The following is a 24882-nucleotide window of genomic DNA, read 5'->3' on the forward strand; positions in this document are numbered from 1 at the left end:
AACCAAGAAAAAGGCGGCTGGAGTTTTCCAGCCGCCCGAATGATCAGACGCGCATCGGCATCAGCACATAGAGTGCGTCATCCCCCGCCGTGTCGCGCACCAGCGTTGGCGACCCCGCATCCGCCAGCATGAAGATTGCATCTTCGCCGGAAAGCTGCGCCGTGATGTCGAGCAGGTACTTGGCGTTGAAGCCGATCTCCATCGGGTCGCTGTCGTAGCCGACGGCGACTTCTTCCGTAGCACTGCCGGAATCCGGGTTGTTGACAGTCAAGAGGAGCTGGCCGTCCGTGAGCGACAGTTTGACCGCCCGGCCTCGTTCAGAGGAAATGGTCGAGACGCGGTCTACGGCCTTGGTGAAGCTCTCGCAATCGACGCGCATTTCCTTATCGTTGCCGGTCGGAATGACGCGCTGATAATCCGGGAAAGTGCCGTCGATCAGTTTCGAAGTCATCACGATCGTACCGATCGTCAGGCGGATCTTGGCATCCGACAGTTCAACGGTGACGATTGTTTCCGGGTCCTCGACCAGCTTCTGCAGTTCGCCGACCGTCTTGCGCGGAATGATGATGCCCGGCATGCCTTCGGAGCCGGACGGTGCCTGGACATCGGCGCGGGCGAGGCGGTGCCCGTCGGTGGCGACGGCGCGAAGCTTCAGGTCACCGCCGGCTTCGATCGTGTGGAAGAAGATGCCGTTCAGATAATAGCGGGTCTCCTCGGTGGAGATCGCGAACTGCGTGCGATCGATCAGCATCTTCAGATCGCTCGCCTTCAGTTTGAAGGTATGCGTGAAACTGCCGGCGGTCAGATCCGGAAAATCTGATTCCGGCAGGCACTGCAGCGAGAATTTCGACCGGCCGGACTGCACGGTCATCGAGCCGCCGTCTGGTGTGGTGGCAAGCAGCACTTCGGAGCCGTCGGGCAGCTTGCGGACGATTTCGTAAAGCAGATGCGCGGGAACCGTCGTCGCACCGGCATTCTCGACCATGGCCGGCACGGCTTCGGTGATTTCCAGATCGAGATCGGTCGCCTTAAGATCCAGGCTATTGCCGGAAGCGCGCATCAGCACGTTGGAAAGGATCGGGATCGTGTTCCGCCGCTCGACCACACGATGCACGTGGTTCAGCGACTTTAAGAGGTTGGACCGCTCAAGAGTAATACGCATGGACGCTATCGCTTTCGACCGTGGCGATCCGGCTTGCGCCGGACCTCCTGATATTCTGCCGGCTGAGTGCCAGCCTGATGATGTGGACGGGCAAAATGGCAGAGATCGGCGGCGAAAAGCAAGAGGTTAACGAGATGTCATTGCGGCATTTCCACCTTGCCGCCTGCCCTGCACACAGAAAACTTGGCTCGCCTTTACTTGCCGAAGCGGGTCGGCTTCATCATAAAGAACCTCCATGTCCACGAACCTTGCCTGATGCCCTGTGACCGATGACCTGAAAAACCAGCGCGGCTATCGCGTCGCCAATACGTTCGTGCCCGCCCGGCCTCTGGAGCCGGCGCTCTATCTGGTCGCGACCCCGATCGGCAATCTCGGCGATATGACGCTGCGGGCTCTGGAAACATTGGCCGGCGTCGATGTTCTCGCCTGCGAGGATACCCGTGTCACCCGCGTACTGCTCGATCGTTATGGCATCGTCAACAGGCCTTTCGCCTATCATGAGCACAACGCCGATGAGGCGGGGCCGAAACTGCTTGCCGCCCTGGAGGAGGGAAAATCCGTGGCGCTCGTCTCCGATGCCGGGACGCCGCTCGTCTCCGATCCCGGCTACCGGCTGGCGCAGATGGCGATCGAGGCAGGCCGCAAGGTGGTGCCGATCCCCGGCGCGTCCGCGCCGCTCGCCGCACTTGTCGGCTCCGGCATGCCGTCCGATGCTTTCCTGTTCGCCGGCTTCCTGCCGGTCAAGGACAAGGGCCGGCGAGACCGGCTGGCGGAGCTTTCGAAAGTGCCGGCGACGCTGATCTTCTTTGAATCGCCGCACCGCATCGGCGCGACGCTTGCTGCGGCCGCCGACGTGCTGGGTGGAGACCGGCGTGCCTGCGTGTGCCGGGAACTCACGAAGACCTTCGAGGAGTTCCGCCGCGGCACGCTGGAGGAACTCGCCGCCTACTATCATGACGATCGCGTGGTAAAGGGCGAAATCGTGCTGCTCCTGGCGCCGCCGGAAGCCGAGGAAGCGCCGGGGGCCGTAGAGGTCGACATGCTGCTGCGCGAGCTTGCCGCCACGATGCCGACCGGAAGGGCGGCGGCCGAGGCGGCCCGCCTCGTAGGCCTTCCCCGCAAGGACCTCTACCAGCGGCTTCTGGTACTGAAGGGCGAGAACGGTGGCTGAGGACGGCGCCGGCCTGAAACGCCGCAGGGCAGTGCGCCTGAAAGCTGAACGGCAGAAAGCCCAGCGATGGGGGCATGTCTCGGAATATCTGGCCGCATTCTACCTCATGGCCAAGGGCTACCGGGTCCTTTCGATCCGCCATCGCACGAGGCTCGGCGAGATCGATCTCATCGTCCGCAAGGGTGATTTGGTCGCCTTTGTCGAGGTGAAGGCGCGGGCCGGCGAGCAGGAGGCCATCGATGCGGTCGGCTATGTCGCCCAGAAGCGGATCCGGGCGGCCAGCGATCTATGGCTGGCGAAGCGGAAGGACGCGGCGCGCCTGTCTCAGCGTTACGACATTGTCGCCATTCGGCGGGGTCGTTTGCCACGGCATTATCCGGATGCGTTCTAATAAATGGCCTTGATCCTTGTTCTGTTAAAAAACTGACATAAAACTGTAAAGTTGGTGTCATGGGAGGACCCTATTCGGGGCCGGCACCAATCAAGGTGGAGGACTTTTTTCATGTTGAAGAAACTTTCGATGGCCGCTGTTGCGGTTGCACTGTCCGCGTCGTCGTCGCTTGCGGCGACGGAGATCACCTGGTGGCACGCCATGGGCGCGGAACTGGGACAGAAGCTTGAGGGGATCGCCAAGAAGTTCAACGAGAGCCAGACCGAGTATCATGTGACTCCCGTCTTCAAAGGTACCTATCCTGAAACCTTGACAGCAGCCATCGCCGCCTTCCGCGCCGGTCAGCAGCCAGCAATCGTGCAGGTCTTCGAAGTCGGCACCGGCACGATGATGGCAGCCAAGGGCGCCGTCTACCCCGTCTATAAGCTGATGACCGACAACAAGGAGCCCTGGGATCCGAAAGGCTTCCTCACGCCCGTGACGGGTTATTATTCCGACACGGAAGGCAACATCCTGTCGATGCCGTTCAACTCCTCGACTCCGATCATGTACTACAACAAGGATGTCTTCAAAAAGGCGGGCCTTGATCCAGAAGTCGCCCCGAAGACCTGGAAGGAAGTCGAAGAATTCTCCAAGAAGATCGTTTCGTCCGGTGCGGCGAAATGTGGTTTCACCTCCGGTTGGATTTCCTGGGTCCAGCTCGAAAATCTTTCGGCAATTCACGATAAGCCTTATGGCACGCTGGAAAACGGCTTCGGCGGCCTGAAGACCGAGTTCACCTTCAACGGCGACCTGCAGGCCCGTCACTGGGAGAACCTGAAGAAATGGGCGGATGAAGGTCTCTTCCAATACGGTGGCCCGGTCGGCGGCAACGATGCTCCGCCGAAATTCTATGCCCAGGAATGCGCGATCTACATGAATTCTTCCGCTTCTCGCGCCGGCGTCATGCTGAATGCCAAGGGTTTCGAGGTCGGTTTTGCGCCGCTTCCCTATTATGACGACGCGATTGCCGAACCGAAGAACTCGATCATCGGTGGCGCCACGCTCTGGGTGCTCAATGGCCAGAAGGACCCGAATGTCTACAAGGGCGTTGCCAAGTTCTTCACCTACCTTTCCAAAGCGGAAGTCCAGGCGGACTGGCACCAGTTCTCCGGCTATCTTCCGATTACCAATGCTGCCTACGAGCTCGGCCAGCAGCAGGGGTACTATGCAAAGAATCCGGGTTCCGACGTGGCGATCAAGCAGATCACCCGCGGCACGCCGACAGCAAATTCGAAGGGCATCCGGTTCGGTAATCTGACCCAGGTGCGTGATGTTATCGACAGCGAATTCGAAGCGCTTCTGGCCGGCAAGAAGACGGCCAAGGAAGCTCTCGATAATGCCGTTGTTCGCGGTAACAAGATCCTGCGCGACTTCGAAGCTGCAAATAACTGATCTCTCATTCAATGGGAAAGGGCCGGCTACGTCCGGCCCTTTCCTGATTGGAGATTTTCAGGCGCTGACGCAACGAGCGGGATCCGGATATTTTCCTCATGCAGACCAAGCGTACGATCTTCCAGAATAAACTGCTGCCTTATCTGCTGCTTGTGCCGCAGTTGGCTGTGACCACGGTTTTCTTCCTCTGGCCGGCCGGGCAGGCAGTGAAATCGTCATTCGAACGCGAGGATCCCTTTGGTTTCCGCACCACATTTATCTGGTTCGACAACTACCTTCAGCTTTTTGAGGACCCTGAATACCTGAATTCACTCGGTCGGACGGCGATCTTCGCAGTGTCTGTCACCTTGCTGTCCATGAGCCTCGCCTTGCTCTTCGCCGTCGCCGTCAACCGGTTGCTGCGTTCCGGGCGGGTCTACACCACCCTGCTCCTCTGGCCCTATGCGGTGGCTCCCGTCGTTGCGGGCGTCCTGTGGTGGTTCATGTTCAATCCGACCATAGGCATCCTGCCTTATCTGCTTGCGAGGTTGGGCATCAGCTGGAACCATCGTGTCGATGGCGCAGATGCAATGATCCTCATTATTCTGGCAGCAAGCTGGAAGCAGATATCGTACAATTTTCTTTTTTTCGTTGCCGGTCTGCAATCGGTGCCGCAGTCACTGGTCGAGGCGGCGGCAATTGATGGGGCCGGGCCATTCAAGAGGTTCTGGACGATCGTCTTTCCACTCCTTTCGCCTACGACTTTCTTCTTGATGATCATCAATATCAATTACGCCATGTTCGAGACGTTCGGCACGATCGACGGTTCCACAGGCGGAGGTCCGGCGGGTGCGACCAATACGCTGGTCTACAAGGTCTATGCGGACGGCTTCCTCGGGCTCAACATCGGTTCGTCTGCGGCCCAGTCCGTCATCCTGATGCTGATTGTCATAGCTTTGACCGCCGTCCAGTTCCGCTGGGTCGAGCGGCGTGTCCAGTATTAGGAGGCGCAAATGGTTGAAAACCGCCCGTTCCTGACGTTCCTCACCCATTTCGTTCTGATCCTGGGTGTCATTGTCGTCGTCTTTCCGGTTTATCTTGCCTTCATCGCTTCGACCCAGGGGCCTTCGGACTTCCTGTCCGGCGTCGTGCCGCTTCTTCCCGGCTCGCACCTGATGGAAAACTACGGTCAGATGTTGACGGGAGGCATGTCTCGCGCCGGGGCGCCGCCGCTGTGGATCCTGCTCGGCAATTCGTTGCTGATGGCAATCATCATCGCGGTAGGAAAGATCACCATCTCGATCATATCGGCCTATGCGATCGTTTATTTCCGGTTTCCTTTTCGGTTATTGGCATTCTGGCTGATCTTCATCACTCTCATGCTGCCGGTTGAGGTCCGCATCGTGCCGACGTTCAAGGTCGTGGCGGATCTTGGAATGTTGAATTCCTATGCCGGTCTCACCATTCCTCTCATTGCGTCAGCCACCGCGACGTTCCTTTTCCGGCAGTTCTTCCTGACCATCCCGGACGAATTGATGGAGGCCGCACGCGTGGATGGTTCAGGCCCGATGAAATTCTTTCGGGACATCCTGCTTCCGCTCAGCCGCACGAATATCGCAGCGCTTTTCGTGGTACTCTTTATCTACGGCTGGATTCAGTATCTGTGGCCGCTGCTGATCACGAATGACAGCCGCTACTATACGATCGTCATGGCGATCAAGCGCTTGGCAGCCGTTGCCGATAGCGATCCTCAGTGGAATCTCGTGATGGCGGCGATGATACTCGCCATGCTGCCGCCTGTCCTCGTCGTCATCCTTATGCAGCGCCTGTTCGTAAAAGGCCTTGTCGAAACGGAGAAATAACAATGGCTTCCATCGATGTTGAAAATGTCGGCAAGGTCTATTCCGGAGGCGTGCGCGCCGTCACCGACATCAAGCTGAACATCGCCGATGGCGAATTCATCGTGCTGGTCGGCCCGTCGGGTTGCGGCAAGTCCACGCTTCTGCGCATGGTTGCCGGGCTCGAGACGATTTCCGAAGGCGAGGTGAAGATCGGCTCCAAGGTCGTCAACAATGTCGAACCGGCGGATCGCGACATCGCCATGGTGTTTCAGAACTATGCGCTCTATCCGCATATGACTGTCTATAACAACCTTGCCTATGGCCTGAAGAACCGTGGTACGCCGAAGTCCGAGATCGATACTCGTGTCGCCGAGGCTGCCCGCATGCTGGAGATCACCCAGTATCTCGACCGCAAGCCGCGTGCGCTCTCCGGCGGCCAGCGCCAGCGCGTCGCCATGGGCCGTGCCATCGTGCGCAAGCCGGCGGCCTTCCTCTTCGACGAGCCGCTCTCCAACCTCGATGCCAAGCTGCGCGTTTCCATGCGCGGCGAGATCAAGCGCCTCCAGCGCCGCCTCGGCACCACCTCGATCTATGTGACCCATGATCAACTGGAGGCGATGACGCTGGCTGATCGCCTCGTTGTGCTGAATGGAGGCAGGATCGAGCAGATCGGTGCGCCGCTGGAAGTCTATCATGCGCCGGCGTCCACCTTCGTGGCGAGCTTCATCGGCTCCCCGGCCATGAACCTCGTCAAGGGCGAGTTGCATGGCGACAGGCTGGCGATCGGCCCGTCGGTGATCGGCCTCAATGGTTTCGCGCCCGCCTCCGGTCCCGTTACGGTCGGGGTCCGCGCCGAAGATATGCGAGTTGCACGCGAGGGTCAGGAAGCGTTGCCGTTCCGCCTGGAATATACGGAAGAGTTGGGCTCGCAGCGTCTCATTCACGGCGCCGTGGGCGACCAGCAGGTTACCGTCGCCGTCTCGCCCGAGACCGAACTCACGCCCGAGATGCGCATTGCAGTCGATGCGAGGCGTCTGCACTTCTTTGCCGCGGATACCGGCAGGCGCCTTCCCGGCAAAGTTCCGGCCGAGGCGAAATTCGCGCCGGTCGAGCCGGTGGCCTGATCGGTCTTGAAATCGGGCCTATCGCTAAAATTGTAGCGTCGGTCTGAACGACCGGCTTACGCTTTGCGGCTACTGTCCCCTGGACCTGACAGCCAAGGGGGCAACATGAGCTGGCAAATCCTGGCGGCGGCCGCGACGGCCATCGCCGTCCGATACAAATCCTATGCGCCGGAACCGTCCACGGCAAAACCCTTTATCGGCGCCTGCCCGGATTCCCTGGAAATGGCGCCGCTTCCGATCGAGCCGAGCTGGGTGATTGCCGGCAATCCGCAGGCGCGGGCCGCTTCCCACTCGAAGGCTGAGGACGAATGCGCTGCGACCGGCGTGTGGGATTGCACGGCGGGCACCTTCCGCTGGTTCTTCGGCTGGGACGAGACGGTGGTCATCCTCGAAGGCGAGGTGCATGTGACCGCGGAGGATGGCACACAGCGCGTTCTCCGTGCCGGCGACGTCGCCTATTTCAAGGGCGGCACCTGGGCGACCTGGCACATTGACAACTATGTCAGGAAGATCGCCTTCCTGCGCAAGCCGTTTCCCGCGCCGCTCGCATTTCTCTACCGCCTGCGCAACATGCTGCGTCCCAGGGGCCAGGTCGGCCTCGCCGGCTGATGGTCGCTTTGACCGGTTGCCTTTGAGTGTCCGCCGTCCTACATCAGGCGGGCACTTTTTGAGGGGCTGAAGTCATGGCGAGAATCCGCAAAGTCGCATTTCAGATGGACCATATCTCCGGCATCAATATCGCCGGTGATTCCACCTTTGCCATGGCGCTCGAGGCGCAGGCCCGCGGCTATGAGCTTTTTCATTATACGCCCGACCGGCTGAGCATGCGTGATGGCAAGGTCTTCGCCGCCGTAGAGCCGCTTTCGGTGCGTGACATCAAGGGCGACCACTTCACGCTTGGCGACAGGCAGCGTATCGATCTCTCCGCCATGGACGTCATCCATCTGCGCCAGGACCCGCCCTTCGACATGGGTTATATCACCTCGACGCATCTGCTCGAGCGCATTCACCCGAAGACACTCGTCGTGAACGACCCCGCCTGGGTGCGCAATTCGCCGGAAAAGATCTTCGTCACGGAATTTGCCGACCTGATGCCGACGACGCTGATTTCCCGCGATGTAGCCGAGATTGCGCGCTTCCGCGAAGAAATGGGCGACATCATCCTGAAGCCGCTCTACGGCAACGGCGGGGCCGGCGTCTTCCATTCCGCCCGAGACGATCGCAATTTCTCCTCGCTTTTGGAAATGTTCAACCAGATGTATCGCGGCGAACCCTTCATCGCACAGGCCTATCTGCCCGCCGTGCGCAAGGGCGACAAGCGTATCCTGTTGATTGACGGCAAGCCGGTCGGGGCGATCAATCGCGTGCCGGCCGAGCACGACAGCCGTTCCAACATGCATGTCGGCGGCCGCGCGGAACCCGTCGAGATCACCGCGCGGGAAGAGGAAATCTGTGCCCGCATCGGTCCGGCGCTGCGCGAGCGCGGCTTCCTTTTCGTCGGCATCGATGTGATCGGCGATTACATGACCGAGATCAACGTCACGTCCCCGACCGGCATCCGCGAAGTGAAGAAGTTCGGCGGCGCCGATGTCGCAAGCCTTCTTTGGGATGCAATCGAAGAAAAACGCGGCTGATAAAGCAATTCCGGAAAGGGCGAGGGTTCGCTCATTCGAAATTGCACAAAAAGAAGGCGGCCTCATGATTTCGTGAAGGTTGAGCCGCCGCCGTTTCGGATCCGGATCGTCTTTGTTCCGTCAATACAACTGGCTGCAATCTCGTTGCAGCGGCGGCGCGAAATTGTTCGTCTAATGTTCTTGTTTTATTCCTTGTTCCATGCCAGATTGCAATCGCTGGCGCGGAAGGCGTGTAATCGCTGGTGCTTCAGTCAGGGGCTTGGGGGCAAGTTAAAATGGTTGCACGCGTCAGTACGGTTGCATTCCAGGGGATCGAGGGGGTTCCGGTCGACGTCCAGGTGATGGTCGGGCCGGGCAAGATGAACATGCATATCGTCGGTCTACCGGACAAGGCGGTGGCGGAAAGTCGAGAGCGGGTGCAGGCGGCGCTGCATGCCTCGGGGCTTGCCATGCCGCCGAAGAAGGTGACGGTCAATCTGGCGCCGGCAGATCTGCCTAAGGAGGGATCGCATTTCGATCTTCCGATTGCGCTTGGGTTGATGGCGGCACTGGGTGCAATACCCGCAGATGCGCTGACCGATTACGTGGTGATCGGCGAACTCAATCTCGACGGAACGCTGGCGCCGGTGACCGGCGCCCTGCCGGCGGCGATCGGTGCCAACGCGATGGGAAAAGGTCTGATCTGCCCGGCCGATAGCGGTGCAGAAGCGGCTTGGGCGGGCGCGGATATCGATATCGTCGCCCCGCGCAGCCTGATTGCGCTTGCCAATCATTTCCGTGGTACCCAGGTGATCTCGCGACCGCAGCCGGCGATCCGGGCGATGCCGGCCAATCTCCCCGATCTCGCCGATATCAAGGGGCAGGAAAGCGCCAAGCGGGCGCTGGAAGTGGCGGCGGCCGGCGGACACAATCTCTTGATGGCAGGCCCGCCCGGCTCCGGGAAATCCATGCTGGCGGCGCGGCTTCCTTCCATCCTGCCGCCGCTGTCGGCAGCCGAGCTTCTGGAAGTCTCGATGATCCATTCGATCGCCGGCCAGCTTTCCGGCGGCAAGCTTTCGGACCGTCGGCCCTATCGCACGCCGCATCATTCGGCGACGATGGCGGCGCTGGTCGGAGGCGGCCTGCGCGCCAGGCCGGGCGAGGCTTCGCTCGCTCATCACGGCGTGCTTTTTCTCGATGAGTTCCCGGAGTTTTCGCCCCAGGCGCTCGATGCGCTGCGCCAGCCGCTGGAAACGGGCGAGTGCGTGATTGCCAGAGCCAACCACCGGGTTTCCTATCCGGCGAGCATCCAGCTCGTTGCTGCCATGAACCCGTGCCGCTGCGGCATGGCGGGTGAACCCGGCCATACCTGTGCGCGCGGGCCGCGTTGCGCCGCCGACTACCAGGCGCGAATTTCCGGCCCCTTGATGGACCGTATCGACATCCGGATCGACGTGCCGGCGGTATCAGCCGCCGACCTGATCCGCCCGATGTCGGCGGAAAGGAGTGCTGATGTGGCAAAGCGGGTCGCCGCGGCTCGCGAAAGACAGCAGGAACGTTTCGCGGGCGCCGGTTGTCCGGGCGTCCTCACCAATGCCCGCTGCTCGACATCGCTGATCGAGAAGTTCGCCGAGCCGGACCCGAACGGATTGCAGTTGCTCCGGGATGCTGCCGAAAAGCTCAAATTTTCCGCCCGCGGCTACCACCGCGTGCTCAAGGTGGCGCGCACGCTGGCCGATCTCGACAACAAGGATACGGTAGGCCGCATCCATCTCGCCGAAGCGATCTCCTACCGCATGGCTGGCGAACGGCTCACGAATGCGGCGGCGTGATTGCTGTAGTGAGCAGTGATTAGTCGGTAGTGAATAGTGCTTTCATCGAGTTTATGTGCTGCGATCTGCCTGCGACACTACTCACTACTCACTACTCACTACTCACTACTCACTATTCACTACTCACTATTCGCTCGTTTCACCCACCCAGCCCTTCGAACAGTGCCGTCGAGAGATAACGTTCGGCGAAGGAGGGGATGATCACGACGATGTTCTTGCCGGCATTTTCAGGCCGGCTGCCGACTTCGATGGCAGCGGTGAGTGCTGCACCGGAGGAGATGCCGACGGGAACACCTTCAAGTCTGGCGACGAGGCGGGCCATTTCCATGGCTTCCGCGCTGTTGACGGTGACGACCTCGTCGTAGATCGAGGTATCGAGAATCTTTGGGGCGAAGCCCGCGCCGATCCCTTGGATTTTGTGCGGCCCGGGCTGGCCGCCGGAAAGCACGGGCGATTCCTCGGGCTCGACGGCAATGACCTTGAGATCCGGATTACGGCTTTTCAGCACCTGTCCGGCGCCGGTGATCGTACCGCCCGTGCCGATGCCGGAGACGAAGATATCGACCTTGCCGTCGGTGTCGTTCCAGATTTCCTCGGCCGTTGTCTTGCGATGGATTTCCGGATTGGCAGGGTTCTCGAACTGCTGCGGAATGACCGCGTCGGGTAACGAGGCGGCGAGCTCTTCCGCCTTGGCGATCGCGCCCTTCATGCCCTTCGGCCCTTCGGTCAGCACCAGTTCGGCACCGAGCAGTGCCAGCATCTTGCGGCGTTCGATCGACATCGTCTCCGGCATGGTGAGGATCAGCTTGTAGCCTTTCGCGGCGGCGGCGAAGGCAAGGGCGATGCCCGTATTGCCAGAGGTCGGCTCGATCAGCGTGGTCTTGCCGGGTGTGATCTTGCCCTGGGCTTCGAGGCTCTCGATCATCGCCACACCGATGCGGTCCTTGACGGAAGCGATCGGATTGAAGAACTCCAGCTTGGCAAGCAAATTGGCTTTGACGCCTTTTTCCTTCGCGAGCTTATCCAGCCGCACGATGGGTGTATCGCCGATCGTTTCGGTGATCGATGAATAGATCCGGCCGCGGCCCGGTTTCTGTTCCGACATGGTGTTCTCCCTGACAAGTCGTTCTGATGCAGGAAGATAGGTCCAAAGAGCACTGGAGACCAGCCGCATTGATCTTCCCTGCGTCTGTCGGAGAGAAAAAAGATGCAGGAAGAGAGCTCGATGCGGAGAGTTTTTCGCAACAGCGGGGCGTTTTGGAAAATCCCCGCCGAAATAGGGATGGACAGCTATTGAAAAAGCGCCGGCAGAGGGCACTTTAATTTCAGATCGCTGGCACCGAAAGGCGGCCCATGCTCGATCTTGAAGGGGATAATCCATGCCTGATAATGCTGCCAGGAACCGCAAGCTTGCTCCGCTCGCCACGCCCTCAGATCTCGGAACGAACGCCGTGAAGGATATCGCCGCAGCGCTCACGACGCTGCTCGCCGATGTCTTTTCACTTTACCTCAAGACCAAGAATTTCCACTGGCATATGTCCGGTCCGCACTTCCGGGATTACCATCTGCTTCTCGACGAGCAGGCAGAGCAGATTTTCGCAATGACGGATGACGTTGCCGAGCGCGCCCGCAAGATCGGCGGCACGACCCTGCGTTCGATCGGCCATATTTCCCGGCTGCAGCGCATCCCCGACAACGACGCGGATTTCGTGACGCCGGAGGATATGCTGGCGGAGCTCAGGGAAGACAACAAGCAGCTGATCGCCCTCATGCGGCAAACGCACGACCTCTGCGATGAGCATAACGACGTGGCGACCGCCAGCCTGATCGAGAACTGGATCGATGAAGCGGAGCGCCGCACCTGGTTCCTCTTCGAGACAACCCGCCGCGAAAAGTGAATTGCCGGGATAATCCTTGCAGGCGCTTGCGGATTGGCTCCGGCCTCAGACGCCGGTCGATCCGAAGCCGCCGGAGCCGCGGGCGGTTTCGGTCGCTTCGGCGATCTCCTCGATGCGGACCTGGGTCACTGGCGCAATTACCATCTGGGCGATCCGCATGCCGCGGGTGATGACGAAATCCTCGTCGCCGAGATTGATCAAGAGCACCTTCACCTCACCGCGATAGTCGCTGTCGATGGTGCCGGGCGTATTGAGGCAGGTTATGCCATGTTTGAAGGCAAGGCCGGAGCGCGGCCGCACCTGCGCCTCGAAACCATCCGGTATTTCGAAGATGAAGCCGGTCGGCACCAGCGCGCGCCTGCCCGGCGCGATCGCCAGCGGCGAACCTTCCCCGACGGCGGCGCGAAGGTCCATGCCGGCCGCGCCGGCGGTCTCATAGGACGGCAGATCGAGGCCGTCGCCATGCGGCAGACGGATCAGATTGAGTTTCGGTGAGGAGGGGGCGTGCATGTTCATGACGCATTACTTTGCTCCGTCAGCCGGGAGGTCAATTGCAATGGCGGGCTTTAGTCGCTAGATACGCCGGCAATTCACAGGATTTGCACGATGCCCGAAACCATTGCCGAGGCGGTCGCCCGCCGTCGCACATTCGCGATTATTGCCCATCCGGACGCGGGCAAGACGACTCTCACCGAAAAACTGCTGCTCTTCGGCGGCGCGATCCAGCTTGCCGGCGAGGTGAAGGCCAAGAAAGACCGCATCCAGACGCGGTCCGACTGGATGAAGATCGAGCGCGAGCGCGGCATCTCGGTCGTCACCTCGGTCATGACCTTCGAATATGGCGGCAATGTCTTCAACATCCTCGATACGCCCGGCCACGAGGATTTTGCCGACGATACCTACCGCACGCTGACGGCGGTGGATGCCGCCGTCATGGTCATCGATGCCGCGAAGGGCATCGAGCCGCGTACGCTGAAACTTTTCGAAGTCTGCCGCATGCGCGACATCCCGATCATCACCTTCGTCAACAAGATGGACCGCGAAAGCCGCGACCCCTTCGAGATACTGGACGAGGTGGAGGAGAAGCTGGCACTCGATACCGCGCCGATCACCTGGCCGATCGGCCGGTCCAAGACCTTCTGCGGCTCTTACCATCTCGCCGATAATACGGTGCGCGGTTCCGACACCGAGGTAACTGTGACGCCGGTCAACGGCCCGCAGAGTGTGGCCGACCGTCTGCCGGAAAACGAGCGTGCGGCGTTCATCGAAGAGACGGAACTGGCGATCGAGGCTTGCAGGCCCTTCGATCGCCAGGCTTTCCTCGAAGGTCATATGACGCCGGTTTTCTTTGGCTCGGCGCTCCGCAACTACGGCGTCCGCGATCTGATCGAGGCACTCGGCGAATTTGCGCCGCCACCCCGCGACCAAGTGGCCGATATCCGCAAGGTGCACGCGGCGGAGGACCGGATGACGGCCTTCGTCTTCAAGATCCAGGCGAACATGGACCCGAACCATCGCGACCGCATCGCCTTCGCCCGCGTCTGCTCCGGCAAGCTGGAGCGCGGCATGAAGGCGCGCCTGTCGCGCACCGGCAAGCAGCTCGGGTTGACGGCGCCGCAATTCTTCTTCGCCTCGCAGCGGCAGCTGGCGGATACTGCCTATGCCGGCGATGTGGTCGGCATTCCGAACCACGGGACACTCAGGATCGGCGATACGCTGACGGAAGGCGAGCCGCTGGTCTTCCAGGGCGTGCCGAATTTCTCGCCGGAAATTCTCCGCCGCGTGCGGCTGGAGGATGCCATGAAGGCGAAGAAGCTGAAGGAAGCCCTGCAGCAGATGGCGGAAGAAGGCGTCGTGCAGCTCTTTTCGCCGGAAGACGGCTCGCCGGCGATCGTCGGCGTCGTCGGCGCGCTGCAGCTCGATGTGCTGAAGGAGCGGCTTGCGGCTGAATACGGCCTGCCGGTCTCCTTCGAAATGTCGCGTTTCTCTGTCTGCCGCTGGATCGCGGCGGACCAGCCGGCCGAGCTGGAAAAATTCCTCTCGACCCATCGCGGCGATATCGCCCGCGATCTTGATGGCGATCCGGTCTATCTGGCGCAGGACGGCTTTTCGCTGCGCTATGAGAGCGAGCGTTATCCGGCGATCAGGATGGCCGCGATCAAGGAATATCACGTCGCCAAGGCGGCGTGATATTTTCGGACCTCAATCGAACCTGACGGCAGTCGTGTTCGACCCGCAGACGAGGACGCAGACGCGTTCGTCCAGGCCCGGAACGTATTTACCGGAAAGAAGGGCGGCGAAGGCGGCCGCTCCGCCGGGCTCGGCCACGACGCGCGCGCCGGCCCACAGCGCCTTCTGGGCGGCCAGAATCGCGTCGTCCGAAACCAGAACCGGCGGTTCGACATATTTCTGTGCGATCGGAAACATCAATTGGCCGACCTGCCTCGGGGCGAGCGAGTCGGCTGCGATGCCGCCGGCCGGGGCATCCACCGGCCTGCCGGCCTTGAAGGCCTCGTGAAGCGTCGGCGCACCGTCGGATTCCACCGCAACGATCTTCACCCGGCCGCGGAACCACGAGGCGACGCCGCCGATCAGCCCGCCGCCGCCGACGGCGACGAGCAGCGTCGTCATTTCCGGCAGGTCGTCCTCGATCTCCTTTCCGAGCGTTCCCTGGCCCAGCAAGGTTTCCACCTGGTCATAGGCATGCACCGCGAGAGCCCCGCTCTCGGCGACATAGGTCTCGCTGGCCGCCAGGGCATCCGCATATCGGTCGCCGCCGATCACGAGTTCCGCGCCATAGGAGCGGATGCGCTCCGCCTTGGCGGGCGAGGTGACGCTCGGCACGAAGATCGTGGCGGGCACGCCGAGCCGCATCGCCGCATAGGCCACCGCAGCACCATGATTGCCGCCGGATGCCGCGACGACGCCGGCCGGCGGAACGTCACGGGTCAGCAGGCTGGAGAAGGCGCCGCGCGCCTTGAACGAGCCGGAATGCTGCAAAAGTTCGAGTTTCAGATCGACTGGCAGGGCCCCGGCTCCGAAATCCCGCATGTCGACCCGCATCACCGGTGTGTGGCGGATATGCGGACGGATGAGCTTCTCTGTTTCGGCTATGCGTTCTGGCGTGACAGGATCGACGGACATATGGGCCTCAGGATTGACTTTAGTTCGTTACTTGGCAAAATACCAAAATGCAAGACGTCGATATCCTGAAAGCCTTCGCCAACGATCGGCGTCTGATGATTCTCGAATGGCTGAAGCAGCCGCGCGAGCATTTTCCGCCGCAGGTGGATGGCGACCTCGTGGAAGACGGCGTCTGCGCGGTGCTGATCGCCGAGAAGCTCGGCATAACCCCTGCCACGCTCAGCGAGCATATGCGCATTCTCGTGCAGGCGGAACTGGTCCACGGCAAGCGCATCAAGCAATGGATTTTCTACCGTCGCAACGAGGAACGGATAGCGGGACTGAAGCAGGGCCTGTTCGCAAGCTTGTAGACCCGTTCAGGCCTGGGCCAGCTTTTCGCTGAGGAAATCGACGACGGCACGCACGGCCGGCAATTGACCGCGCCGATGCGGCATCAGGATGGTCGTGGTGATGCTGCCTGCCGTCCAGTCCGGAAGCAGGCGCACGAGCCGACCTTCGGCGAGCGCGTCGCGGCAGACGGAGGTCGGCAGGCAGGCGAGGCCAAGCCCGGCCAGTGCCGCCTTCATCATCACCATCGGCTCGTCGGCGGCAATCACCGGCTGGGGTGCCACCAGAACCTCTTTCTCTTCGCATGAGGTCAGCCGCCAGGGATCGCCGCCGAAGTAAGCCGCCACCGCTTTATGCCCGGCAAGCTCCTCCGGGCTCCGAGGCTTGCCATGTGCACGCAGATAATCCGGCGAGGCGACGACGAAGAAAGGGTGGGTGGCAAGCTTCCTCTGCAGCAGTGTCGAATCGGGCAGGGGCGCCTGGTGGCTGCGCAGCGCGATGTCGAAGCCTTCCTGAACGATATCGACGAACCGATCGCTGACATGCAGCGAAAGCTTGAGTTTCGGATAACGGGCGGAAAGCTCCGGCAGGTGTTCGGCGAGCAGGAATTGCGCGGTCGGCACAGCGGCGGTCATCCGCACAATCCCGCTCGGTTCGCCAAGATGGGTGCGCACGATCGTTTCGGCCATTTCCGCTTCGATGATCGAGGCTTGCGCGTGCTGGAAGAAATCCCGGCCGAGGTCGGTCAATGAAAAGCTGCGCGAAGTGCGATGGATCAGTCTGACGCCCAGCCGATCCTCCAGCTCCGCGACCCGCTTGCTGACCGTGGATTTCGGCACGCCGAGCCGACGCCCCGCGGCGGAAAATCCACCGTGTTCCACCGCCTGAACGAAGAAATGGAGATCGTTGAGATTGAGCGACGCAGTCATGTCATCTTCCATATATGTAGACTTTAAAGCGCAATAAAGCCGTCTACCGCACCAGCGTCCACAAAATCATATTGTCTTCATTCGAAAGGTTCAATTCCCAAGGAGTGAAGATATGACACCGATCCTGTTTTATGGCGTGCCGGAGGGATGCTCGTTCGGCTCGATCGTGGCGCTTGAATGGACGGGCGCGCCCTATCGCCTCTGCCGGGTGGAAATGCCCGGAGTGGTCTCGAGCGAGGCCTACAGGCCGGTCAATCCGGTCGGTGAAACGCCCTCGCTGATGTTGCCGGACGGTCGCGTGATGAGCGAAAGCATGGCCATCCTCAACCACATTGCCGCCCGCACGATGGACAAGGGTTTTGGTTTCGATCCGAAATCCGAAAAATTCGACCGGCTGAACCAGATGCTGGCTTTCCTCAACACCGGCTTCTTCAATGCCTTCAGCCCGCTCTGGCACGCGGTCGAGCACGAACTGGAGCCGCAGGCGAAGGAGGCGCTTAGGGCCTATGGCATCGCCAAGGTGGAAAAGGCGCATGCCCATCTGGAAAAGCTGATCAACGGCCGCAAATGGCTGCTTGGCGATGAGAAGAGCTTTGCGGATGCCTATTTCGCCGGCATCGCCCGCTGGAACGATTTCCATCAGGTCGTAGACCGGAAGAAATTTCCGGCGCTCAATGCACTTTACGAGCGCCTGCAGGAGGACCCCGCGGTAAGTTTTGCCTGGGTTATCGAGCATCAGGAGGAGGCCAGAACGGCCGGCCGGTTCCTTGGTCACGTAAGCCTCGAAGAGGCGCTGGGCGAGATCAGGCAGGCGGCTTGATCCGTATCGAGATGTTTCCATAAATATTTCGGTATGCCATAGTGGGCTCTGGCTTCGGCGAGGGCCTGCTGTGGCACTGTCGCAACGGCAGTCCCGCCCCAAGTCCGGCAGGAGGTCCATGATGGTACGCGAAAACGAAATCCGCGAAAACGAAGTGGCGGTCACGCCACCTGCGCCAACCGATGCAGGACTGACCTTCATCGGCCGCATCTCGACCCCCTGGACTTCGCGCATGGAGACGCCGCGCCAGGGCAGGCATGACGGGCCTGTCTGCCGCATCGAGATCTTCGAGCCCTGGGTTGCGGCGCTCAAGGGCATCGAGGCTTTCGAGCGCCTGGAAGTCCTCTATTGGCTGGACCGTTCGCGACGTGATCTGGTGTTGCAGAGCCCGGCAAGCAACGGCAAGGTCCATGGTACGTTTTCGCTGCGCACGCCGGTGCGCCCGAATCCGATCGGCACCTCGATCGTCGTGCTGGAAGCGGTGGAAGGCAATGTACTTCTCGTTCGAGGGCTCGACTGCCTCGACGGCACGCCGCTTCTAGACCTGAAGCCGGACCGCACCCTCTTCAAGCCGATTGCGCCGCCGCAGCCCGGAGACTTCCAGACCGGCGACGACACGCCGAAAGTGCACTATTGCCAGAAAGCGTGAGGAATCCGGTCCGCCGCCCGTTGACGGTCGCAGGAGTGACAATCACGTCGCGGTGAGATCTCTGAGGAAATCATTGCACCAACGGGTTACGTCGTGTTCCAGAAGGTGCTCCATCATGCGGCCCCAGCGTTCCTGGCGCTCTTCGAGCGGCATGTTGATGCCGCGGGCGATCGCGTTGGCGGTGCCCTCTATGTCGTAGGGGTTTACCAGCAGCGCCCCCCGTAATTCCCGGGCGGCGCCCGCGAACCGTGACAACACCAGCACGCCGGGGTTCTCCGGGTCCTGGGCGGCGACATATTCCTTGGCGACAAGGTTCATCCCGTCACGCAGCGGCGTCACGAGCCCGATCCGCGCCAGCCGGTAGAGGCCCGCGAGTACCGGGCGACCGATCGAACGGTTGATGTAGCGGATCGGCACCCAGTCCACCGTGCCGATCGCGCCGTTCACGCGGCCGGCCTGCTCGGCAACCGTCCGCTGCATCTGCTCGTATTCCGGCACTTCCGAGCGGGATTTCGGTGTGATCTGCAGATAGGTCACCCGGTTATGGTGACCCGGATTGGATTTGACGAAATGTTCGAAAGCATCGAGCCGTTGGGTGATCCCCTTCGAATAATCGAGCCGGTCGACCCCGATGATGAGATCGCGGCCTTCGACACTCTGCTTGGCCTTGCGTACGATCAGGTTGGTGGCAGCCTTTTTCGCATAGTCCGCGAATGCGGCGGTCTCGATGCCGATCGGGTAGAACCCGCCCTTGAATGTCCGCCCGTAGGAGGTCAGCTTGCCGCCTTCCAGCGCCTCGCCGATGCCTTCGCGCACGAGTCCGCCGGCAAAATTGGCGAGGTCGTGGTCGGTCTGGAAGCCGACCAGGTCATAGTGCGAAAGGCCCTTCATGATCTCCTCGTGGACGGGCATCGTGAAGAGCACGTCCGCCGGTGGCCACGGAATGTGCAGGAAGAAACCGATACGGTTCTTGAGGCCCATCTGGCGCAGTTCGGCGGCGAGCGGGATCAGGTGGTAATCATGCACCCAGATGATGTCGTCTTCCCGCAGCAGTGGCGCTAGCCGGTGGGCAAAGAAGCGGTTGACGCGGAAATAGCCGGCCATCTCCTTGCGGCCGTATTCGGCGAGATCCAGCCGGTAGTGGCAGATCGGCCAGAGCACCCGGTTGGCGAAGCCGTGGTAATATTCTTCGACATCCGTCTTCGTGAGGTCGGTGAGCGCATAGGTGATATTGCCATGCGTCTGCATGGCAAGCGGCGCGGGCTCCTTCGCGCCGCTGGACTTGCCCGACCAGCCCATCCAGATGCCGCCGCGCTCTTCCAGGGCTGCCTGCAGGGCGACGGCTAGCCCCCCGGCGGGAGCGTCGCCGCTTTTTTGCGGGAGGGTGACGCGGTTGGAAACGACCACAAGACGGCTCAAGCTCTTCCCTTTCGATTCAAGCGATATTGGATGTGCCGGCGCCGGCCAGCGTGGCGAGGATCGCCCGCAGGGCATCGGTCGAAGGGAGAGTGGATATCGCTTCCGTTTCAGCCGGCGTTTCGGCGATGCGGATCGAATGCCCGCCAAGCCGGTTTGCCGTCCGGAACATCGCTTCGTCGGTCACGTCGTCGCCGATCGCGATCGGTTTACGCCCGTTGAAGGGCGTCTCGTCGAGGAAGGCCTTGAGCGCATGCCCCTTGCTGGCCTGCGCCGGGCGGATTTCGGCGACCATCTTGCCACGCTGCAGCGTGAAGTCCGGGCCGGCCATGTCGAGATAACGGGGCATGGCTGCTTCCACGGTCTCTCGCTGATCCGGGGCTTGCCGGTAATGTGCAGCGACGGCCGCCCCCTTGTCCTCCACCAGGACGCCCGGCCATTGTTTCGCCTCCCGCGCCAGGGCGGCTTTCAGTTCTTCGAATGCGGCATTTGGCGTGAAGCGGCTGATCTCGCCCGATGGACCGCGCCGCTCGGACCCATGCAGTCCGGCGATCGGAAATGTGTACGGCACGAAAAGCCGGTCGGCATAGGCAAGCGCGCGTCCGGTTACCAGCGCCAGCGCACCATTGAGCTTCGTGGAAAGGTGATGGAGGTTTTCCGGCAAATCCGGGGGAACGACGATCCCATCCGGCGTATCTGCAAGGTCGATCAGTGTTCCATCGATATCGAGAAACAGTGCCCATTGGTCGGGTTGGAATGCCAGTTTAAAAAGGGCTTCCTCGCCGGATGAAACAGAGGCCTGATCGTCCTGCCTGGGATTTTCCTGATATGACATACTGCCAAATTTAGGCCGCAAATCCGCTCAGGCAACCTCAAAAGACAACAAAGGGTCGTAAAAAGTGATTGGCCCTCTGTCAAAAACCGGTCGTCAAGGGTTTCCATTCATAATTCGTTAAGCATTTGTCGAGACGCTGATTTCAACATTTTTCGGCCGCACGCGGGCGGCCTCGTCGGAGCATCAAGACCCATGTGCCGTTGGGCAGCCTATCGCGGCGAACCTCTTTATCTCGAAGAACTCGTATCCTCGCCCGCCCATTCCCTGATCGAACAATCCCACTGCGCCACCCGCGCCAAGACCGCTACGAACGGCGATGGTTTCGGCATCGCCTGGTATGGTGACAGGCCGGATCCAGGCCGCTACCGCGATATCCTGCCGGCCTGGTCCGATTGCAATCTCAGAAGCCTCGCGAGGCAGATCCGTTCACCGTTGTTCCTCGCCCACGTGCGGGCCGCGACGACCGGCGCGACGCGCCGCGACAACTGCCACCCTTTCGTGCACGGCCACTGGTCCTTCATGCACAACGGCCAGATTTCCGGCTTCGACCGCATCCGGAGGCAGATGGAAGGCATGCTCTCCGACGAATTGTTCCATGCACGCTCAGGCACGACGGATTCGGAACTGCTCTTCCTGCTGGCGCTACAACTGGGCCTTGATGCCGATCCGCTCGGCGCCATGGAAAGGGCGATTGCCGCCGTCGAGGACCTGTCGATGGAAAAATCCGGCGAGGCGCTGGTGCGCTTCACCGCCGCTTTCTCCGATGGCAAGGAGCTTTATGCGGTGCGTTATGCGACGGACCACAGCCCGCCGACCCTTTACGCCGCGCCGACGGGCGGCAAGACCGGCTACTGCCTCGTGTCGGAGCCGCTCAACGACGAAGTCGACGCGTGGGTGGAAATCCCGGATGGCAGCGCCGTGAAGGTCTGTGCCGAGGGTATCAAAGTGTCGGTCTTCGCTCCCCAGGGAGAGGGGGTGTCCGAAGACGTCAGGAAGACAGCCTGATTCCCAGTTCCTGCCGGAGTTTCTTCGTCAGGCCGGCGGCCACCAGTTCATAGGATCGTGTAAGATAGTGGACGAGCTCCTCGTCCGAAAGCGGCGAATTGCGGCCGATCTCCACCCATTTCCGTTTGGCGAAATAGGGGGCCTGCCTGATCCCCTCAAGCGCGGTCAGGATCTCAAAACTCTCTTCCGGGCATTTCGCGACCAGTCTCGCCCGTTCGCCTTCGCCCCAAAGCACAGTGAAGACCTTGCCGCCCACCTTCGCGACATGCCCGTCCCATTGATCGACGAAAGACGTGCCCGGCTGGTTAGTGACGAACGCATCGAAATCCTTGCGATCGAAAAGGCTCATCTCACGCACCCGCCAGTCGCCCGGCAATAAGGTTGGCAAGCCTTGCCGCCACTTCGTCCTTGCCGAGGTCCGGCCATTCCTCGACGCCCTTGGCGCTGATGATTTTCACGCGGTTGCGGGTGCCGCCCATGATGCCGGTCTCCGGCGAAACGTCGTTGGCGACGATCAGGTCCGCGCCCTTGCGTAGAAGCTTGTCCCGGCCGTTCTTCTCCACGTCCTGGGTTTCGGCGGCAAAACCGACCACCAGCTTCGGCCGTTTGTCGTGATGCCCGACCGTCTTCAGGATGTCCGGGTTTTCGGCAAGCACGAGCGGCGGGGGGGGCTCCCCCGATTTCTTCTTGATCTTCTGGCCGGCGGAGGTCGCCACGCGCCAGTCGGCAACCGCCGCCACCATGACCGCGATGTCGGCGGGCAGGCGGGAGACGACCGCTTCCAGCATCTCGTCGGCTCGTTCCACATGTACGGTCTTGACCCCGGCCGGATCGGAGATCGTCACGGGGCCGGAAACGAGCGTCACATCCGCGCCGAGTTTGGCGAGCGCCGCGGCGATCGCATGTCCCTGCCGGCCCGAGGAGCGGTTGGCGATGTAACGCACAGGATCGATCGGCTCATGCGTCGGACCGGATGTGACGATCGCCGTCCTGCCGGCGAGCGGCTTCGGTCCGCCGTCGAGCAGTTCGACGACTGCGGCGACGATCTCCAGCGGCTCGGCCATGCGGCCGACGCCCGCCTCGCTGCTTTCCGCCATCTCGCCGGTCATCGGCCCGATAAAGCGGATGCCGTCGGCTTTCAGCGTTTCGACATTGCGCCTGGTCGCGGGTGCGGCCCACATCTTCGGGTTCATCGCCGGCGCCACCAGCACCGGCCGGTCGGTGGCGAGCAGCACGGTACTTGCCAGATCGTCCGCCAGCCCGTGGGCCATCTTCGCCATCAGGTCGGCGCTGGCCGGCGCCACCACCACCAGATCGGTGTCGCGTGCAAGGCGAATGTGGCCGACATCCTGCTCGTCCTCGCGGGAGAACAGGTCGACATAGACATGGCTTGCGGAAAGCGCGCCGACCGCAAGTGGCGTAACGAATTCCTGTGCCGCCTTTGTCATGACCGGCCGCACGGCTGCACCACGCTCGCGGAGCCTGCGGATGAGGTCGAGGCTTTTGTAGGCCGCGATGCCGCCGGAGATGATCAGAAGGATGCGCTTGCCTTGAAGTTCCATGCCCGTATCCGATGCCAGATGTGGCGGGGAAGCTAAGCCCTCGGCCGCCGACTTGCAATCGTCATCGCTGATACGCTGTCCCGCTTGCGCTGTATTCCCGACTGCGTTACTCCTGTTTGCGGCCGGATGCGGCCAGCCGCCCGCAGGTTTTGAAATCAATGGTGAATGCATCCTAACCGACTCTCATCCTTTGCCAAACGGCCAATGATGACGAACGGATCAGCAATGCGGGTCCTGATCTTGCCGTTCGTCCATTGAAAGGATGATGAGATGCGCGATTTCCGCGATGCGAAACTGATGGCGAAAAGCCTGCGCGAGGCGCTGGCAGAGCGTAACTTAGAGCTTACGCATAGTCAGGCGCTGGAACTGGTGGCAGGCCAGTTTGGCTATGACGACTGGAATATCCTCGCTGCAAAGATCGAGGCGGCAGAGCCGCAGCGAAGGACGTCGGGCGGAATTTCGATCCAGCCGGCGATCCCGATCTTCCGGATATTTTCCGTCGACAAGGCGATGGAATTCTATCGCGGCTTTCTGGGTTTCGAGCTCGATTGGGAACATCGCTTCGGCGAGAATTTCCCGCTCTATTGCCAGGTCTCCCGCAGCGGCATGCTGATGCACCTCTCCGAACATGCGGGCGATGCCTCGCCCGGCGCCCGTGTTTTCGTGCCGGTGCAGGGCATCCGCGCCTTCCATGCAGAGCTGATCGCAAAGGATTACCGTTATATGAAGCCGGGTCTGGAGCAGCAGCCCTGGGGGCTGGAGGTGACGGTCACCGATCCGTTCAGCAACCGCATCAGCTTCTGCGAGCGGGAGATCAAGCCGGAAACCTGATCAGACGAGGCCCATGAGGTTAAGCGCGATCGGGGAGCGCTGTGCCTTGAGCACCGCAAGCCCCAGCCGCGCGATCAGCGGCGGTCCCTCGATAGGCTTGTAGACGACGCCCTCGATCGCGAATTTCGCGATCGAGGCGGGCACGATCGAGACGCCGAGATCGGCCGCCACGAGATTGACGACGGAAGGGATCTGCGGTGCTTCCTGCGTCACCTGCAATTCGAAGCCGGCCTCGCGGCAGCCGCGCACGATATCGTCGTAGAGGCTTAGGCCTACCGTGCGCGGGAAGAGGATGAAGGGTTCGCCGGCAAGTGCTGCAAGCGGAACCTGTCTATGTCCGGCAAGCGGGTGATGCGCGGGAAGCGCGACCAGCATCGGTTCGTCCGGCAGCCGTTTCAGCCACACCTCCTTCGGATCCTCGAGGCCCGGACGGATGAAGGCAGCGTCGATCTCGCCGCGCGTGAGTTTCTCCATAAGCCAGTTGCTGTTCATCTCGCTGAGCGCCAGCGCCACATCCGGCCACTGGCTGCGAAAACGCCGGATCGCGCCGGTAACCACCGGGTTGAAGGCGGCCGACGCGGTAAAGCCGAGCGCCAGCCTGCCGGTCTCGCCACGGGCGGCGCGCTGGGCTGCAAGGACGGCATTGTCAGCTGCAGCCAGCGAAGCCCTGGCTTCGGTCAGGAAGGCGGCGCCTGCCGCTGTCAGTTCCGCGCCGTGCGGGACGCGATGGAACAGGGGAGCGCCGATCTCCATTTCCAGAATACGGATCTGCTGGCTGAGTGGCGGCTGGCCGATGCCGAGTTTCGCTGCGGCGCGGGTGAAATTGCCCTCTTCAGCCACCGCAAGGAAATATCGGATATGCCGGAGCTCCATATCTAAAACCTATCAAGATCGCCTGCTTCATATATTGGACAAATAA

26 protein-coding genes are annotated in these 24882 nt (G+C 61.4%); 16 read left to right on the top strand and 10 right to left on the bottom strand.

All coding sequences use genetic code 11. The features are described from left to right. Positions 1-43 precede the first annotated feature (43 nt). Positions 44-1162, bottom strand: coding sequence for a DNA polymerase III subunit beta (gene dnaN, locus QEO92_RS26675; protein ID WP_037159353.1), 1119 nt, complete (start codon positions 1160-1162; stop codon positions 44-46). 262 nt (positions 1163-1424) lie between these two features. Here dnaN and rsmI point away from each other — a divergent pair, with 262 nt between their 5' ends. The 9 genes from rsmI to QEO92_RS26720 all read left to right on the top strand — a co-directional run bounded on the left by rsmI (position 1425) and on the right by QEO92_RS26720 (position 10547). Then, positions 1425-2333 (top strand): 16S rRNA (cytidine(1402)-2'-O)-methyltransferase, encoded by a 909-nt coding sequence (rsmI, locus tag QEO92_RS26680; protein ID WP_227705034.1) that lies wholly within the window; start codon positions 1425-1427, stop codon positions 2331-2333. After that, positions 2326-2724, top strand: coding sequence for a YraN family protein (locus QEO92_RS26685; RefSeq protein ID WP_227705035.1), 399 nt, complete (start codon positions 2326-2328; stop codon positions 2722-2724). The genes rsmI and QEO92_RS26685 overlap by 8 nt, the downstream gene beginning before the upstream one ends. 111 nt (positions 2725-2835) lie before the next feature. Next, positions 2836-4158, top strand: a complete 1323-nt coding sequence (gene ugpB / locus QEO92_RS26690; protein ID WP_227705036.1) for a sn-glycerol-3-phosphate ABC transporter substrate-binding protein UgpB — start codon at positions 2836-2838, stop codon at positions 4156-4158. Between the two features lie 98 nt (positions 4159-4256). Further along, entirely contained in the window at positions 4257-5141 is an 885-nt protein-coding gene (gene ugpA / locus QEO92_RS26695; protein ID WP_227705037.1) for a sn-glycerol-3-phosphate ABC transporter permease UgpA, read from the top strand. 9 nt (positions 5142-5150) lie between these two features. Then, positions 5151-5999 carry a sn-glycerol-3-phosphate ABC transporter permease UgpE gene (gene ugpE, locus QEO92_RS26700; RefSeq protein ID WP_227705038.1) on the top strand — a complete coding sequence of 283 codons (849 nt, stop codon included), beginning with the start codon at positions 5151-5153 and terminating at the stop codon, positions 5997-5999. A 2-nt stretch (positions 6000-6001) separates the two neighbouring features. Continuing rightward, entirely contained in the window at positions 6002-7102 is a 1101-nt protein-coding gene (locus QEO92_RS26705; protein ID WP_227705039.1) for a sn-glycerol-3-phosphate import ATP-binding protein UgpC, read from the top strand. A 105-nt stretch (positions 7103-7207) separates the two neighbouring features. Beyond that, the gene (locus QEO92_RS26710) at positions 7208-7711 is read left to right on the top strand and encodes a cupin domain-containing protein (protein WP_037159341.1); all 504 of its coding nucleotides are present in this window, start codon (positions 7208-7210) and stop codon (positions 7709-7711) included. 74 nt (positions 7712-7785) lie between these two features. Beyond that, on the top strand, positions 7786-8736 hold the full coding sequence (gshB, locus tag QEO92_RS26715; protein WP_227705040.1) for a glutathione synthase: 951 nt from the start codon (positions 7786-7788) through the stop codon (positions 8734-8736). A 275-nt stretch (positions 8737-9011) separates the two neighbouring features. Further along, positions 9012-10547 (top strand): YifB family Mg chelatase-like AAA ATPase, encoded by a 1536-nt coding sequence (locus QEO92_RS26720; protein WP_227705041.1) that lies wholly within the window; start codon positions 9012-9014, stop codon positions 10545-10547. 139 nt (positions 10548-10686) lie between these two features. On the opposite strand, the gene cysK is transcribed toward QEO92_RS26720, so the two are convergent. After that, the gene (gene cysK, locus QEO92_RS26725) at positions 10687-11652 is read right to left on the bottom strand and encodes a cysteine synthase A (RefSeq protein ID WP_037159335.1); all 966 of its coding nucleotides are present in this window, start codon (positions 11650-11652) and stop codon (positions 10687-10689) included. A 274-nt stretch (positions 11653-11926) separates the two neighbouring features. Here cysK and QEO92_RS26730 point away from each other — a divergent pair, with 274 nt between their 5' ends. After that, positions 11927-12445, top strand: a complete 519-nt coding sequence (locus QEO92_RS26730; protein ID WP_210047744.1) for a Dps family protein — start codon at positions 11927-11929, stop codon at positions 12443-12445. Between the two features lie 45 nt (positions 12446-12490). Here QEO92_RS26730 and dut read toward each other — a convergent pair whose 3' ends face one another. Next, on the bottom strand, positions 12491-12961 hold the full coding sequence (gene dut, locus QEO92_RS26735) for a dUTP diphosphatase (protein WP_227705042.1): 471 nt from the start codon (positions 12959-12961) through the stop codon (positions 12491-12493). A gap of 90 nt (positions 12962-13051) precedes the next feature. Between dut and QEO92_RS26740 the strand changes: the two genes are divergently transcribed. Next, positions 13052-14635 (top strand): peptide chain release factor 3, encoded by a 1584-nt coding sequence (locus tag QEO92_RS26740; protein ID WP_227705043.1) that lies wholly within the window; start codon positions 13052-13054, stop codon positions 14633-14635. A gap of 12 nt (positions 14636-14647) precedes the next feature. Here QEO92_RS26740 and QEO92_RS26745 read toward each other — a convergent pair whose 3' ends face one another. After that, on the bottom strand, positions 14648-15589 hold the full coding sequence (locus QEO92_RS26745) for a threonine/serine dehydratase (RefSeq protein WP_227705044.1): 942 nt from the start codon (positions 15587-15589) through the stop codon (positions 14648-14650). Positions 15590-15636: 47 nt separating this feature from the next. Here QEO92_RS26745 and QEO92_RS26750 point away from each other — a divergent pair, with 47 nt between their 5' ends. Continuing rightward, on the top strand, positions 15637-15939 hold the full coding sequence (locus tag QEO92_RS26750) for an ArsR/SmtB family transcription factor (protein WP_227705045.1): 303 nt from the start codon (positions 15637-15639) through the stop codon (positions 15937-15939). 6 nt (positions 15940-15945) lie between these two features. Here the strand turns inward: QEO92_RS26750 and QEO92_RS26755 are convergent, their stop codons facing one another. Continuing rightward, complete coding sequence (locus QEO92_RS26755; RefSeq protein ID WP_227705046.1) at positions 15946-16845, bottom strand: LysR substrate-binding domain-containing protein; 900 nt, start codon at positions 16843-16845, stop codon at positions 15946-15948. A 112-nt stretch (positions 16846-16957) separates the two neighbouring features. Here QEO92_RS26755 and QEO92_RS26760 point away from each other — a divergent pair, with 112 nt between their 5' ends. Beyond that, positions 16958-17665, top strand: coding sequence for a glutathione S-transferase family protein (locus QEO92_RS26760; protein WP_227705047.1), 708 nt, complete (start codon positions 16958-16960; stop codon positions 17663-17665). Between the two features lie 121 nt (positions 17666-17786). Continuing rightward, entirely contained in the window at positions 17787-18314 is a 528-nt protein-coding gene (tsaA, locus tag QEO92_RS26765; protein ID WP_037159320.1) for a tRNA (N6-threonylcarbamoyladenosine(37)-N6)-methyltransferase TrmO, read from the top strand. Between the two features lie 42 nt (positions 18315-18356). Here tsaA and otsA read toward each other — a convergent pair whose 3' ends face one another. Both otsA and otsB read right to left on the bottom strand, forming a co-directional pair. Continuing rightward, entirely contained in the window at positions 18357-19733 is a 1377-nt protein-coding gene (gene otsA / locus QEO92_RS26770; protein ID WP_227705048.1) for an alpha,alpha-trehalose-phosphate synthase (UDP-forming), read from the bottom strand. Between the two features lie 16 nt (positions 19734-19749). Then, entirely contained in the window at positions 19750-20565 is an 816-nt protein-coding gene (gene otsB, locus QEO92_RS26775) for a trehalose-phosphatase (protein WP_037159314.1), read from the bottom strand. Between the two features lie 192 nt (positions 20566-20757). Between otsB and QEO92_RS26780 the strand changes: the two genes are divergently transcribed. Next, the gene (locus QEO92_RS26780) at positions 20758-21570 is read left to right on the top strand and encodes a class II glutamine amidotransferase (RefSeq protein WP_227705049.1); all 813 of its coding nucleotides are present in this window, start codon (positions 20758-20760) and stop codon (positions 21568-21570) included. Here the strand turns inward: QEO92_RS26780 and QEO92_RS26785 are convergent. Beyond that, positions 21554-21919 carry an MmcQ/YjbR family DNA-binding protein gene (locus tag QEO92_RS26785; RefSeq protein ID WP_227705050.1) on the bottom strand — a complete coding sequence of 122 codons (366 nt, stop codon included), beginning with the start codon at positions 21917-21919 and terminating at the stop codon, positions 21554-21556. The two genes, QEO92_RS26780 and QEO92_RS26785, sit on opposite strands and share 17 nt — an antisense overlap. A 1-nt stretch (position 21920) precedes the next feature. Next, positions 21921-23132 carry a bifunctional phosphopantothenoylcysteine decarboxylase/phosphopantothenate--cysteine ligase CoaBC gene (gene coaBC / locus QEO92_RS26790; protein WP_227705051.1) on the bottom strand — a complete coding sequence of 404 codons (1212 nt, stop codon included), beginning with the start codon at positions 23130-23132 and terminating at the stop codon, positions 21921-21923. A gap of 270 nt (positions 23133-23402) precedes the next feature. Here coaBC and QEO92_RS26795 point away from each other — a divergent pair, with 270 nt between their 5' ends. Continuing rightward, complete coding sequence (locus tag QEO92_RS26795; protein ID WP_227705052.1) at positions 23403-23963, top strand: glyoxalase superfamily protein; 561 nt, start codon at positions 23403-23405, stop codon at positions 23961-23963. Here QEO92_RS26795 and QEO92_RS26800 read toward each other — a convergent pair whose 3' ends face one another. After that, positions 23964-24836 carry a LysR family transcriptional regulator gene (locus tag QEO92_RS26800; RefSeq protein ID WP_037159299.1) on the bottom strand — a complete coding sequence of 291 codons (873 nt, stop codon included), beginning with the start codon at positions 24834-24836 and terminating at the stop codon, positions 23964-23966. Positions 24837-24882 lie beyond the last annotated feature (46 nt).

Source organism: Neorhizobium petrolearium, assembly GCF_029854435.1.
Classification (GTDB): Bacteria; Pseudomonadota; Alphaproteobacteria; order Rhizobiales; family Rhizobiaceae; genus Neorhizobium; species Neorhizobium petrolearium.

Excerpts from the sequence above, each read along its gene's own strand:
- coaBC (WP_227705051.1), bottom strand. The coding sequence starts at position 23,132 with ATGGAACTTCAAGGCAAGCGCATCCTTCTGATCATCTCCGGCGGCATC.
- ugpA (WP_227705037.1), top strand. The coding sequence starts at position 4,257 with ATGCAGACCAAGCGTACGATCTTCCAGAATAAACTGCTGCCTTATCTG.
- QEO92_RS26720 (WP_227705041.1), top strand. The coding sequence starts at position 9,012 with ATGGTTGCACGCGTCAGTACGGTTGCATTCCAGGGGATCGAGGGGGTT.
- ugpB (WP_227705036.1), top strand. The coding sequence starts at position 2,836 with ATGTTGAAGAAACTTTCGATGGCCGCTGTTGCGGTTGCACTGTCCGCG.
- otsB (WP_037159314.1), bottom strand. The coding sequence starts at position 20,565 with ATGTCATATCAGGAAAATCCCAGGCAGGACGATCAGGCCTCTGTTTCA.
- dnaN (WP_037159353.1), bottom strand. The coding sequence starts at position 1,162 with ATGCGTATTACTCTTGAGCGGTCCAACCTCTTAAAGTCGCTGAACCAC.
- QEO92_RS26800 (WP_037159299.1), bottom strand. The coding sequence starts at position 24,836 with ATGGAGCTCCGGCATATCCGATATTTCCTTGCGGTGGCTGAAGAGGGC.
- QEO92_RS26755 (WP_227705046.1), bottom strand. The coding sequence starts at position 16,845 with ATGACTGCGTCGCTCAATCTCAACGATCTCCATTTCTTCGTTCAGGCG.
- tsaA (WP_037159320.1), top strand. The coding sequence starts at position 17,787 with ATGGTACGCGAAAACGAAATCCGCGAAAACGAAGTGGCGGTCACGCCA.
- QEO92_RS26780 (WP_227705049.1), top strand. The coding sequence starts at position 20,758 with ATGTGCCGTTGGGCAGCCTATCGCGGCGAACCTCTTTATCTCGAAGAA.
- QEO92_RS26745 (WP_227705044.1), bottom strand. The coding sequence starts at position 15,589 with ATGTCCGTCGATCCTGTCACGCCAGAACGCATAGCCGAAACAGAGAAG.
- QEO92_RS26785 (WP_227705050.1), bottom strand. The coding sequence starts at position 21,919 with ATGAGCCTTTTCGATCGCAAGGATTTCGATGCGTTCGTCACTAACCAG.
- QEO92_RS26760 (WP_227705047.1), top strand. The coding sequence starts at position 16,958 with ATGACACCGATCCTGTTTTATGGCGTGCCGGAGGGATGCTCGTTCGGC.
- QEO92_RS26795 (WP_227705052.1), top strand. The coding sequence starts at position 23,403 with ATGCGCGATTTCCGCGATGCGAAACTGATGGCGAAAAGCCTGCGCGAG.
- QEO92_RS26750 (WP_227705045.1), top strand. The coding sequence starts at position 15,637 with ATGCAAGACGTCGATATCCTGAAAGCCTTCGCCAACGATCGGCGTCTG.
- QEO92_RS26740 (WP_227705043.1), top strand. The coding sequence starts at position 13,052 with ATGCCCGAAACCATTGCCGAGGCGGTCGCCCGCCGTCGCACATTCGCG.
- QEO92_RS26730 (WP_210047744.1), top strand. The coding sequence starts at position 11,927 with ATGCCTGATAATGCTGCCAGGAACCGCAAGCTTGCTCCGCTCGCCACG.
- ugpE (WP_227705038.1), top strand. The coding sequence starts at position 5,151 with ATGGTTGAAAACCGCCCGTTCCTGACGTTCCTCACCCATTTCGTTCTG.
- QEO92_RS26705 (WP_227705039.1), top strand. The coding sequence starts at position 6,002 with ATGGCTTCCATCGATGTTGAAAATGTCGGCAAGGTCTATTCCGGAGGC.
- QEO92_RS26710 (WP_037159341.1), top strand. The coding sequence starts at position 7,208 with ATGAGCTGGCAAATCCTGGCGGCGGCCGCGACGGCCATCGCCGTCCGA.
- cysK (WP_037159335.1), bottom strand. The coding sequence starts at position 11,652 with ATGTCGGAACAGAAACCGGGCCGCGGCCGGATCTATTCATCGATCACC.
- gshB (WP_227705040.1), top strand. The coding sequence starts at position 7,786 with ATGGCGAGAATCCGCAAAGTCGCATTTCAGATGGACCATATCTCCGGC.
- dut (WP_227705042.1), bottom strand. The coding sequence starts at position 12,961 with ATGAACATGCACGCCCCCTCCTCACCGAAACTCAATCTGATCCGTCTG.